This is a genomic window from Mesorhizobium sp. M0184 (assembly GCF_040322215.1).
In the GTDB taxonomy this organism is placed as follows: domain Bacteria; phylum Pseudomonadota; class Alphaproteobacteria; order Rhizobiales; family Rhizobiaceae; genus Mesorhizobium.
In genome coordinates this window covers 22,981-34,029 of sequence record NZ_JAMYSZ010000045.1, presented here as the reverse complement: position 1 = coordinate 34,029, position 11,049 = coordinate 22,981, and the positions used below count along the sequence as shown (strand labels likewise).

Below are 11,049 nucleotides of genomic sequence, written 5' to 3'. Positions count from 1 at the left end.
CGCTCGGCCACCCGCAACCGCTTTTCCACCTCGGCCAAGGCCAGAACGCCGCTGTTGGACGACAGCATGCCGCCGTCGAAACGGGTGACGACGGACTTGCCGCGAACGGATGACAAACCGGTCAGCGGCAGCGTAGGATCATTCATGGCGGGTGTGGTCTCCGGGAAGTGGTTCGGATCGGCTTAAGCAACATCCACCAATCCCATGAATTTTTCAGGATAGATCGGCCTGGACATAGCATTCACGGCTTTCATCGCCTGGATCAGGAAGCGATCCATGTCCGAATGCTTATAGGTGCGAACCCCAAGCACGAAGAACGCAAGAAAGCGCAGCACGAGCTCTCTGTCGTCCATGCGGATCTCGCTGACGCTACTGTCCGTGGCAATCAGGAACTCCGTGGAACGGGCCCATTCTGCCAAGATCTCACGTGCAGGACCGGGCGTGACCGCTTGCCTCAGTTCCTGGGGGAGAGAGCCATACCCCTGAATTGATCGCGAGCGAAGATGTTGAACTTGACCTCTGCCGGCGTACCCCTTCGGATCAGGTGAACGACCAGGTCCGTCTCGCGGAGGCGCATCTTCAGCCTTTCATTCAGGCCGCTGAACTCAGCTTGCTTATACTCCCGCAAATACTCCAATCCTGTAAGCTGCAGTGGGGGACGGTTGATGAGGTCCGGACTGATGAACTGAGCAACGGTCGAAAGTCTTTGAATACCGTCGACGACCCCCCACGTCTCGTTGTCTTTCTCGGCCATGTAGAGCACGGGTAGCGGAATTCGAAGCAGAAGGGATTCGATCAGCCTGCTCTTCCGCCGGTTGTCCCAGATGCCCCAGCGCCGTTGGAAATCCGGTTGCAGGTCGATCATGCCGTTCCGCACTCGTGAGAGAAGCAGATCGACAGTCATGGTGCGAGTAATCACGTCGATGGCGTCGGGATCAAAGGGAATGGCGATGACGCCGCTGTCCACGGCTGACGAGTCGCCCTTCTCGACGCAACCCCCAAGTGGAAGATGTCGAGCTGCTCCTCCTCAGGATCGCGGAAAGATCCTCAACCAGCCATTTGTCTGTATCGAGCGCGACTTGTGAATCCGCGAGCTGACGCGAGAAGATGCGGGAAGCCACGTCGTCTCGCGCGAGAATCTCGATCATGTAGGAGCGCAATTGTTTGCGAGTCGTAGGTTGACTCCAAGGACCTCGCAAGAAACCATTCAAGGCGAGCCGGTCGAACCGAGGGAATAGGCTCGACTTCGTCCCCGGTTTGCCCTCTGGACCGAAATCGCTCCGCGTCAACGCTCGCCCGTTGGAGTAGAACGTCCAAAGCCCGTCGTTGCTTAGGTGCCAGAGTGGCCGCCAGCCCTCGTCAGCACGACTGGGATAACGAAGGCCGACATATGCGCGGAACTTCAGCACGATCGCATGCGCAACGAGGTTCTCGGGATCCATGCCAGTCCCGTCCGCAAGGTCGATCGCAGCGGACGCAGACTGGCTTGAAGAAACCTGGCGCCCGGGGATCGGCGTCGGCTGATCGAAGCCACCAGAGAATGCCATGGATTATCCGCGTCAAATGCCATCATCTTAATAGGCCCTTCCTAGCGCATGTGGCCATGCCCGGCCGACATGCAATCATCTCACCATGCGATTCGGAACGATCTCAGGGCCGCCTAGCTGAATGGCGACAAGGAGTATTGGTCCACTCACCCACAGCTTGCGTTCGTTTACGGCGATTACACTCGAACAGCTAAAATCTTGCGAATCGACGAACAGGCCGAGCCGTCGGATCAGGGCTCCGCGCAATGTCGAGGGAAAGCTCATATCGCCAGCTCAATGGTCCAGAGAAGACGGTAGTCAGAACGCCAGCGTCGACCACGGCCTGCTCCATTCACTGCCAGGCATCACCTTCGAAAATGCCGACAAGGCCGACGAAGCCAGAAAGCTGCTTCAAGACGCAACCGCCGTGGCCCGCGCCGACGTGGCCGCGGGCCGACTCCAAGCCGGTCAGATGCCAACGCGCTTTTCGGACGGCATCATGGACCTGTTCAGGCGCGCCCTCGTTGGGCTGCGGGGATTCCGGAGGAACTGCTCTATGATTTCGACGTAAGCGTGACGGCGACCAAGTCGTCATTACCACCGAGGAAATGGGCCTCAACGCCTTCAATGAAAGCGCTTCTGCACGGGCGTGCGAAAATCGAAGTCTATTCAAGGTACGATCATCGCGGCCGTACCGCCGACAAACTCGATAGGCCGTCTGCGCTAGATGCATACCTGCAACCACACCGGTGCAATCAATGAACGACAGGCAGCTTTTGGGGACGAAGGTTGGGTTGCCGAACGGGCCGGAGGTTAGGCGCGAAGCTGCCGTAAGGGTCACAGTCGCTGAGGCATCAATGTTCATGGTTCGTGCTTCGATCTGATCCTGTCGCATATGGCAGTAAGGAATTCACATCGCCCCCGCGGCTAATTTGTGCGGCCAGGTCGAAGCTGCCGAGCCGAAGATGCCGCCTCTCGAACTCTGCCAGTTCGAGGTAGCCTGCGAGACCGAATGTGCTCTTCCATCAGTGGGGACAGGGCATTATGACGAGTGCCGACGACCAACTCGAGCTCACCTCGACCAAGCCGAACCCAAGAGGCAAAGGCGTCCAACGCTCACCGCGTAGGTGAAAGAGCTGCTAGGCTTGCGTGAGAGCGTGGCGGCATTTTGATGGCGAGATGTGCGGTTTAGCCGCGCTTACTCGGTAAAATACGCGGAAGATTAGCGCGTTGCGCTTAATATACTCACCTTTAATAAGGGGAACGAAGTTGACGGAACTATGAGTAAATCCGCTGACGCTACGCTCAGCAGAACAGCCTCCTCGGCGCTCGACGAGGGGAAGCTGTATGCCGGCCGCAACACGGCAGTCGACCTTCGCCAGGAGGTCGTGTCCTGTTCCAACGTATGGAAGATTTTCGGAACACGAGCCCGAGAGGCGATGGCGGCTATTCTGAATGATGGCCTGGGCAAAGACGAGGTTCTGGCCCGCTTCGGATGTGTGGTGGCCGTCAAGGATGTAAGCTTTTCCATCAAGAAGGGCGAAACCCTCGCAATCATGGGTCTTTCTGGCAGTGGCAAGTCGACACTCGTCCGCCACGTCAATCGTCTGATAGATGCAACGAGTGGGATCATGCGCCTCAACGGCGTCGACATTTCCAAGGCCGCGCGCACGCAGCTTCGGTCTATACGGTCGAAGCAAGTCGGAATGGTCTTCCAAGACTTTGCGCTCCTTCCCCATCGCACAGTCAGAGACAACGTCGCCTTTGGGCTCGAACTGCAGGGTGTGCCAAAGTGGCAGCGGTGGGCCAAGGCTCAGACCGCTATTGAAAAAATGGATCTCAAGGGCTGGGAGGACCGAGTACCCTTCGAACTTTCAGGCGGTATGCGTCAGCGAGTGGGTATCGCTAGGGCGCTGGCGGCTGACCCGCCCATCCTTCTGATGGATGAGCCTTTTGGGGCGCTAGACCCTTTGATCCGGCGCGATCTGCAAGACCAATTCCTCGCGCTTTCTCGCGATCTTGGCAAAACAACGTTGTTCATCACGCACGACCTTGAAGAGGCTTTCCACCTGGGGGACCGCATCGCGATCATGAAAGATGGTGCGATCGTTCAACTCGGCACCGCGGCCGATATCATTACCTCTCCGGCGACTGACTACGTCGCAGAATTTATCCGCGGAATTTCTCGGGTTCCGATCTTAGCTGCCCGTAATGTGATGACGGTCGTAGGGGCCGGCGAGCTGCCTGTCGCAGCAGGCTCTCCCGTGGCTACTCCGGACACGCCTCTCGCGGACCTCATCGCCATAGGCGCCCGTACTCGGTCCGACATTACCATCGTAGACCAATCCGGGCGCACAGTGGGCAAAGTGACGATTGAGACGCTGCTGTCCTCAATGAAGGAGGTCCGCTGACATGACCAAGTCATCCACGGACCAGGACTGGTCAAAGTCGATAGCCGAATTCACCGGCGCCAACGCCGGCTATTACAAGGCGAAGTTCGGGGAGATCTTCGAGGGTAGCCGCGCCAGACTGCGTCCGAACCTGGCCGCAGCGATTGTGGGCCCTTTGTGGGCTGCCTCTCGCGGTCTGTTTGGGGCGTTTCTTGTCACGGGGCTGATTGAAATTGCTTTGATGATCGGCATTGTCTTTCTGAGCACCGGGGGCCTCACAGCCGACAACATATCGCGCGCCCAATCGCTTGAAAAACTCAGCGAGGCGCGCCTGGCCCAAGCCAACGAGGAACGTCAGAAGGGCAATGAAGCAGCGGCGAACCAAATGCGGGAGCTTTCTAAATCGCTCGCTCAGTCGGCGGTGAAGGATAGAGCCCTTGCCGACGAAAGGGCTCGGGCGGCAACGATGCTGATAGCACTGACGGCAGCCGGCTTGTTGGGTCTGCGAGTTGTTTTTTCGGTGGCTGGCGATTGGCTGTATTCACGCCAATATATGCGCTGGCGTCGCTACCGGGTAACGCCATCAGGGCGCAGTTACCAGCGCGTCGTTGCCTGTGCCCTGCTGCTAGTCATCATATACGTGGTGGCACTTTTCGGCAGCAGTGTGCCGCTACTCGCCAGCATGCTGGCCATTCAGTCGAGCACTTCGGACGCCGCCGGCTCAACGGCGACTGCGCTTGACCAGTTCTTCTCCTCTCTCACCCAATCCGGCAGGGCTGTCTTTGACGCGATCACGGGCAGCATCTCGACGCTGGTTGCCTCGGTCGAAAGCCTTCTGCAAGGGCTTCCGTGGATCTGTACCGTCTTTGTGGCAGTTTTTGCCGCATGGCTGCTTGCCGGTCCTGGAACCGCAACTTTTACAGCCGCTGGACTGGTCTATCTGGCCATTTTTGGGTTCTGGCAGAAGAGCATGGTTACCATCGCTCTCCTGGGAACAGCTGCCATGCTGGCGCTCAGTATAGGCATTCCGCTCGGAATTCTGTGCGGAAAGAGCCCCAGGGCCTATCGCATTTTCCGACCGATCCTCGATCTCATGCAGACGATGCCGGCATTCATCTATCTCGTGCCTATCATCGCATTATTCGGCATCGGCAAAACGCCAGGTGTACTGGCAACCATCATCTTTGGCATGCCGCCTGTGGCGCGTCTGACGGCGCTAGGTCTCCAGCAAATTCCGCTGAGCACCCGGGAAGCGGCGGTCGCGTTTGGCGCTACCCCTTGGCAAAGCCTAGTCAAGGTCGAGCTCCCGCTAGCCATGCCATCAATCATGGCAGGGGTCAATCAGACCATTCTGATGTGTCTGTCGATGGTTGTGATTGCTTCGCTCATTGGGGCCGGCGGCCTGGGCGAGGATGTACTTCAGGCACTGCAATACGCGTCCGTTGGACAAGGTTTTTTGGTGGGGGCGGCAGTGCTGATCTGCGCCATCATCCTAGATCGGCTCATACAGGGGAAAAGGAATAACAACCAATGAAAATGAAGCTTTCAGTAGTCGCACTTGCCGTGGCGTTGGGTTTCGTCGGACCGGCAATGGCCCTGGAAAAAATCAAGGTCGCTTCGTCCAACTGGCCATCGCTGCAGGCTATGTCCAGCGTCCTAAAGGAAATCACTGAACAGTACTTCGGCGCCTCCGCGGAAGTAGTGAACAGTACGCTGCCGATCATCCTAGCATCGATGGATAAAGGCGAGATCGACATCCTCCCAGAACTTTGGTCGCCGAATCATGACAGCATGATCAACACTTACGTCAAGGAAAAGCAAACGGTTAAGCTGGCCAGTATGACGTTCCAGGTGCTGTCTGGGATGTGCACCGCACGCCACACCCAGGAGAAGTTTGGCGTGAAGTCGATCTACGATTTGTCCCGGCCCGAGATCGCGGACGTTTTCAAGACAGCCGCAGGCGGTAAGCCGAAACTCTGGGTCGGTCCCGCCGGTTGGAGCTCGTCAAAAACGGAGTTCATCCGCGCTCGCGACTACGGCTATGCGGATCTTTTTGAGCTGACGACCATCGAGGAAAGCCTCGCGATTGTAGACCTGGAGCAGGCAATTCGGTCAGATACGCCTTGGATTGGCATCTGCTACACGCCACATCCGACCTTCTCCCGCAAGGAAGTAGTGATGCTCGATGAGCCGCCGCACGACGCTTCGAAGTGGAAGGTTGTCCAGCCCGACCAGAATCCGAACTGGCTTGCAATGTCATCTGTCACGACCGCTTGGGCGCCGATCTCGGTCAACATCGCCTATGCGAAGGAGTTGGAAACCAAGGACCCAAAACTCGTCGCTCTCCTCAACAACATGAAAATCGATCCGGCAGAGGTTGCCCAGTGGATTGATGCGGTTGGCACTAAAAAGATCGCTCCTGATGTCTTTGCAAAGGACTGGGTTGCCAAAAATGACGCGAAAATCCTTGGGTGGATGGCGGGTAGGCCCCAGTAAGCATCAGCTTCAGAAAGTGGAGGTTTCACATGTCATATGAAATACCGTTTGACGCTAGCGAGTACGAAGCGCGCTTGCGTAAAGTCAAACAGCGGATGGAAGTTGCAGGCATAGACCTTTTGCTTTCTTCAGATCCTGCGAACCTAAACTACCTAGCGGGTCTTGATGCGATGTCGTTTTATGTGCCCCAGATCCTCCTAGTGCACAAAGATGAGGCAGCGCCGTTCTGGCTGGGCCGCCAGATGGATACCTCGGCGCTAAGGATCACAACCCGCTTGCCAGAGGCAAACCTGCTGCCTTATCCGGAAACCATGCTGCACCAGCAGCACGTGCATCCGTTCCAGGCCCTTTGCGAGCACATCCAGTCTCGGGGCTGGGGCAGCCAGACGATCGGCGTTGAAATGGACGTGGATTACTACACGGCGCGATGCCACCAGAATCTGATCGCGGGCTTGCCCAACGCCAAGATCATTGACAACCGCCGCCTGGTGAATTGGGTCCGCCTCGTCAAATCCCCCGCAGAGCTCCGTTACATGCGTGAGGCCGGCAAAGTCACCACTGCTGCCATGCAAGAGGGTATCGACAACCTTCTTGCCGGCAAGAAGGCCTATGAGGTCGCCGCCGACGTCCTGCGCACCTCGGTCATGGGTACCGACGGGCTTTACGGCGACTCTCCTGCGGCGTTTCCGTTCGTGATGGTGGGAGAGAATGCTCATGCCTGCCATCTGTACTGGACAGACCGGGAAATGCCAAAGAATGAGATGGTAGTGCTCGAACTGGCGGGCGTCCGAAAGCGATACCACAGCCCACTAGCCCGCACGGTTCTGCTGGGTAAGCTATCGGATGAGCCGCGTCGGCTCGCTGACGTCATCATTGAGGGTGTCGGCCGAGCGCTAGAGGCTGCAAAGCCTGGTGTGACATGTGGAGAGGTCGAAAACATTTGGCAGAACGTTCTGCGGAAGAATAATCTTTCCAAAGAAAGCCGCGTCGGCTACCCCGTTGGTATCGCCTATCCGCCAGATTGGGGCGAGAAAACCACCAACATCCAGAATGGCGACAAAACGGTTTTGGAATCGGGCATGTGCTTCCATTTCCAGTCGGGTCTCTGGCTTGAAAAGCAAGGCGTCGCGCTCTCGGAAACCTTTGCGGTCACCGAAAACGGCGGTCAGCGGCTAGCCCAGGTTCCCCATCGCCTGTTCTACCGCGACTGAAACCTCAAGCCGCATCGCCGTGTCACTTGACGACGGTGCGGCATCCAGCCGATTTATGAGAATACCATGACTTCACAGCTCACAGCAGAACGTCTGGGGACAGCGCTTGACAATGTCGAACGTGATGCAATTGTTGAACTTCGACAGGCGATGCATCGTGAGCCGGAACTCTCGAACTGCGAATGGAAAACGCAGGCGCGGATACGTGATATCCTCGAGCGCCGCGGGCTGGATGGCGCGATAACGTTTCACGAAACAGGTCTTTATGTGGATATCCTCGGCCAAGCGAATGGCGTGTCTCGGTCAATAGCGGTCCGGGGCGACATAGATGCTTTGCCGATCCAAGAAACCCGCGACGATGTTCCGTTTCGATCGCAGGTTCCAGGCGTCATGCATGCGTGTGGCCATGACATTCACGCATCGGTGGCGTTGGGAACCGCGCTGGCATTGCACCGTCAGCGCAATCGGTTTTCGGGCAGGGTCCGCGTTTTTTTTCATCCGGCTGAGGAGGCTGAACCGGTCGGGGGACGTTCTGTCTTGAGCCAACGTCTACTCGAGGGGTTCGACCACGCAATCGGCATTCATATAAATCCCAATCTCCCTGTCGGCGTCTTCAACGCCCTTCCGGGCGCTGTCAGCAAATCAGCCGACCAGTTTTCGATTACGTTCATTGGCGAAATGGCGCACGGCGCCATGCCGCACAAGGGGGTGGATGCTATCACCATAGCTGCTGCTTTCATCTGTGAAGTGCAGAAAGTTGTCTCGCGTGAGTTCCCGGTGCAGGACGCGACCGTCATCACTATCGGAAAAATCAAGGGTGGCGAGGCGGCGAATATAATCTGCCCCGAAGTGACCATTGAAGGCACGATCCGGACCCGGACGCGTGAGCGCAGAGAAAAGATCAACAAACGGGTTGCAGACCTCGCTCACGGCCTTGCAGCGCTTCACAACGGCCGGGCCCGTGTCGAGCAGATCAGCGGTGAGCCTGCCGTGATCAACGATCCCGGGCTAGTTGCGCGTTTCCAGCAGATTGTCGTTGAAGCGGAAGGGCAGGCAGCGTTGTCAACTGACCCGCAGGAAGAAAGCAGCGATGACTTTGGCTATTATTCCGAGACTGTGCCTTCGCTTTACTTCTGGTTCGGCAGCCGCGAGCCAGGCAATGAGTCGTTTCTGCATACGCCGACCTTCGGCGCATCTGACGAGCTTCTAGCTCCGACTACAGACGCGGTGGTGCGTCTGTGTCTCGACGTGTTGGCAGACGTTCCCCGCACCGGTTGGAACTCGCAAGGGAACACCTCCCGTTGCATCGGAGGAGTGTTTTGAGCACTGACATCGACGATTACGACAGAAAAATTCTTGAGATCATCCAGATGGACGCTGAACGTCCGGCTTCGATGATCGCCGAAGAAGTCAACCTGTCAGCGTCGGCGGTTCAGCGTCGGATCAAACGCTTGAAGGAGTTGGGGGTAATAGTCGCCACGGTTGCCGTGGTGGACGGCAAAAAGGTCGGTCGTCCCCTAGTGTTCCTGGCTGCGATCGAGGTTGAGCGAGAACGCAAGGATCTGCTCGGCCAGCTTAAGAAATGGCTAGTGGGAGAGAGTTTTGTCCAGCAGGCTTTCTATACCACGGGAGCCTCTGATCTCACCGTCGTCATTACCGCGAAAGATGTCGAGGAATACGACCACATCACCCAGATGATGGTAGAGATGAATCCCAACATCAAACGCATCAACACCAGCGTCTGCTTACAGGTCTACAAACGCGGTAGCATCATCCCGACAGAGTGAAGGCGAGGCGTGTGCCCGGTCTTTTGCGCGCACAATGCAGCTTAGCCGCGTGAGAGACGGTCCGAACGCCGCCGGCCCGCACAGAGTGTGCGTAGACTACCCGCGAAAGGCCGGCGTAAACTGACCGGACATTAGGACGATATGGACGCTCACACTTCGACCATCGTGTTTTCGCCGAAAACAGTGCCGGCTGCGGTAAGCGCTCGGATCGGCCTAATCCTCTTGAATTCTGACGAAATCGGAGAGGGCGCCTTCCAAAGGCTGATGCCGGAGGATGTCGCCGTCTATACCACCAGGACAGCTTACAGCCATGCCGGCGGCGGGTTCACAACACCGACATCCTTCACGGATATCACTAGTAGCCTTCCTCCCAGCAACCGTTTTGATGTCCTGGCCTTCAGTTGCACAAGTGGAACTGTGGCGCTCGGCATCCCCGCGTTGCTGAGCGAGCTTGAGCAGGCGTGTCCAGGAGTGAAATACACATCCCCGGGCATCGCGATGATCGAAGCGCTGAGGCGCGTTGAGGCGCAGCGTGTGGCCTTGTTAACGCCGTATGGGTTTGAGTTTCATCAGAAGTTCTTGCCATTCCTGGCAAAGGCCGGCATTCACCTGGCGGTGGATGGGGTTTTCGAGTGCAAGACTGATGTCGAGATCTGCGAACTGGATGTGCAGGAAATCCTGACCGCCGCCAAGGCGTTGGTCAAGCAATCCAATGCCGACGCGCTTTTCCTTTCTTGCACATCGATGCCTGTTGTTCCCCACCTCGCTCGTTTTGAGCAGGAGCTTGGCATACCGGTCATGTCCAGTACACAGGCGATGGCCTGGCATGCCCTGAGCCTGGCCGGGTATACGCGACCGATTGCAGGATTCGGACGGTTGCTCGCAGAGAAACGAGGCTAATCGCCGGAAGGCACGCACCTGTCTAAGTGCGGGGGAAATCCAAGGTTATCCTCCGGAGCGTCTCGCGCACAACCCAGCGGCCAACCGTACCCCGATGGAACAGGATTGCATCTCCGGCTTCTAGGTACATAGGTTCTTCGCCGTCAGGCAGAAACGTTCCGCAGCCGGAAGAATCTGGCAGAATTCCGAGCTCGATGCAGTCTACGACCACTCACCCGGCCCCATTCACTGATACTGATGCTGGTCGCATCGGCAGAAGAGCGGTAGGCGACCTTGCAGAGGGCCAGGTTCTGCTTGCTAGCATTGCTGGACAAAGACTACAATTCCATGTCTACTGGGGATTTGACAAGGACCGGAGCCGCAAGAGACCCGCGCGGTGGAGACGAGGTGGCCAAAAGCATAGGCAGCTTCATGCGTGATCCTCCAAGCGGTTGATGCAGACGACTTTGCTTTGCGTCATGTCCTCGTAGGCGAACCGTACCTCTTCCCGGACCATACTACCGTATTTGTAGCCGCCGAAGGGCATGCCATCGAATCGATAGTCGGAGGAGTCATTGATCATAAGCCCGGCCGCATGGATGCGGCGTCCCGCGTCGATGGCGTTCGAAAGGTTGTTGGTGAAGATGCTTGCATGTAGACTGTATTCCGTGTCGTTGGCAAGCGCGATGGCTTCATCGAGTGTGTCGAACGCCGTCAAGGTCCCGACTGGGGCGAAGACTTCCTCCACTGACCCCAATCA

Annotated in this window: 12 protein-coding genes and 2 pseudogenes; 7 read left to right on the top strand and 7 right to left on the bottom strand. The window is 57.4% G+C overall.

The annotated features are described in order from the left end of the window. From NKJ23_RS31475 to NKJ23_RS31455, 5 genes and pseudogenes are all read right to left on the bottom strand, one after another. Positions 1 to 146, bottom strand: a pseudogene (locus tag NKJ23_RS31475) (IS1380 family transposase); the annotation flags it as partial. 36 nt (positions 147 to 182) lie between these two features. Beyond that, on the bottom strand, positions 183 to 419 hold the full coding sequence (locus NKJ23_RS31470; RefSeq protein ID WP_352684563.1) for a hypothetical protein: 237 nt from the start codon (positions 417 to 419) through the stop codon (positions 183 to 185). A gap of 35 nt (positions 420 to 454) precedes the next feature. Beyond that, positions 455 to 967 (bottom strand): DUF262 domain-containing protein, encoded by a 513-nt coding sequence (locus NKJ23_RS31465; protein ID WP_352684561.1) that lies wholly within the window; start codon positions 965 to 967, stop codon positions 455 to 457. After that, on the bottom strand, positions 936 to 1,547 hold the full coding sequence (locus NKJ23_RS31460; protein ID WP_352684559.1) for a hypothetical protein: 612 nt from the start codon (positions 1,545 to 1,547) through the stop codon (positions 936 to 938). The genes NKJ23_RS31465 and NKJ23_RS31460 overlap by 32 nt, the downstream gene beginning before the upstream one ends. Positions 1,548 to 1,878: 331 nt before the next feature. Further along, the gene (locus tag NKJ23_RS31455) at positions 1,879 to 2,391 is read right to left on the bottom strand and encodes a hypothetical protein (protein ID WP_352684557.1); all 513 of its coding nucleotides are present in this window, start codon (positions 2,389 to 2,391) and stop codon (positions 1,879 to 1,881) included. Positions 2,392 to 2,806: 415 nt separating this feature from the next. Here NKJ23_RS31455 and NKJ23_RS31450 point away from each other — a divergent pair, with 415 nt between their 5' ends. The 7 genes from NKJ23_RS31450 to NKJ23_RS31420 all read left to right on the top strand — a co-directional run bounded on the left by NKJ23_RS31450 (position 2,807) and on the right by NKJ23_RS31420 (position 10,310). Next, entirely contained in the window at positions 2,807 to 3,937 is a 1,131-nt protein-coding gene (locus NKJ23_RS31450; protein WP_352684555.1) for a quaternary amine ABC transporter ATP-binding protein, read from the top strand. A 1-nt stretch (position 3,938) separates the two neighbouring features. Next, a complete protein-coding gene (locus tag NKJ23_RS31445) occupies positions 3,939 to 5,450 on the top strand; it encodes an ABC transporter permease (RefSeq protein ID WP_352684553.1) in 1,512 nt (503 codons plus the stop codon). Beyond that, positions 5,447 to 6,412, top strand: coding sequence for a glycine betaine ABC transporter substrate-binding protein (locus tag NKJ23_RS31440; RefSeq protein WP_352684551.1), 966 nt, complete (start codon positions 5,447 to 5,449; stop codon positions 6,410 to 6,412). The genes NKJ23_RS31445 and NKJ23_RS31440 overlap by 4 nt, the downstream gene beginning before the upstream one ends. A gap of 29 nt (positions 6,413 to 6,441) precedes the next feature. Beyond that, on the top strand, positions 6,442 to 7,623 hold the full coding sequence (locus tag NKJ23_RS31435) for a M24 family metallopeptidase (RefSeq protein WP_352684549.1): 1,182 nt from the start codon (positions 6,442 to 6,444) through the stop codon (positions 7,621 to 7,623). A 66-nt stretch (positions 7,624 to 7,689) separates the two neighbouring features. Then, positions 7,690 to 8,946, top strand: a complete 1,257-nt coding sequence (locus NKJ23_RS31430; protein ID WP_352684547.1) for a M20 family metallopeptidase — start codon at positions 7,690 to 7,692, stop codon at positions 8,944 to 8,946. Beyond that, positions 8,943 to 9,410, top strand: a complete 468-nt coding sequence (locus NKJ23_RS31425) for an Lrp/AsnC family transcriptional regulator (RefSeq protein WP_352684545.1) — start codon at positions 8,943 to 8,945, stop codon at positions 9,408 to 9,410. Before NKJ23_RS31430 ends, NKJ23_RS31425 begins: the two co-directional genes overlap by 4 nt. Positions 9,411 to 9,551: 141 nt before the next feature. Continuing rightward, positions 9,552 to 10,310, top strand: coding sequence for a maleate cis-trans isomerase family protein (locus NKJ23_RS31420; protein WP_352684543.1), 759 nt, complete (start codon positions 9,552 to 9,554; stop codon positions 10,308 to 10,310). A 22-nt stretch (positions 10,311 to 10,332) separates the two neighbouring features. Here the strand turns inward: NKJ23_RS31420 and NKJ23_RS31415 are convergent, their stop codons facing one another. Together NKJ23_RS31415 and NKJ23_RS31410 are read right to left on the bottom strand one after the other, a co-directional pair. Next, positions 10,333 to 10,521 carry a cupin domain-containing protein gene (locus NKJ23_RS31415; RefSeq protein WP_352684541.1) on the bottom strand — a complete coding sequence of 63 codons (189 nt, stop codon included), beginning with the start codon at positions 10,519 to 10,521 and terminating at the stop codon, positions 10,333 to 10,335. A gap of 198 nt (positions 10,522 to 10,719) precedes the next feature. After that, positions 10,720 to 11,034 (bottom strand): annotated as a pseudogene (locus NKJ23_RS31410) (aldehyde dehydrogenase family protein); the annotation flags it as partial. Positions 11,035 to 11,049: the final 15 nt, after the last annotated feature.

Bases quoted from the DNA above. Each gene is read 5' to 3' on its own strand.
- NKJ23_RS31460 (WP_352684559.1), bottom strand. From the start codon at position 1,547: ATGGCATTCTCTGGTGGCTTCGATCAGCCGACGCCGATCCCCGGGCGC.
- NKJ23_RS31455 (WP_352684557.1), bottom strand. From the start codon at position 2,391: ATGAACATTGATGCCTCAGCGACTGTGACCCTTACGGCAGCTTCGCGC.
- NKJ23_RS31450 (WP_352684555.1), top strand. From the start codon at position 2,807: ATGAGTAAATCCGCTGACGCTACGCTCAGCAGAACAGCCTCCTCGGCG.
- NKJ23_RS31445 (WP_352684553.1), top strand. From the start codon at position 3,939: ATGACCAAGTCATCCACGGACCAGGACTGGTCAAAGTCGATAGCCGAA.
- NKJ23_RS31440 (WP_352684551.1), top strand. From the start codon at position 5,447: ATGAAAATGAAGCTTTCAGTAGTCGCACTTGCCGTGGCGTTGGGTTTC.
- NKJ23_RS31435 (WP_352684549.1), top strand. From the start codon at position 6,442: ATGTCATATGAAATACCGTTTGACGCTAGCGAGTACGAAGCGCGCTTG.
- NKJ23_RS31430 (WP_352684547.1), top strand. From the start codon at position 7,690: ATGACTTCACAGCTCACAGCAGAACGTCTGGGGACAGCGCTTGACAAT.
- NKJ23_RS31420 (WP_352684543.1), top strand. From the start codon at position 9,552: ATGGACGCTCACACTTCGACCATCGTGTTTTCGCCGAAAACAGTGCCG.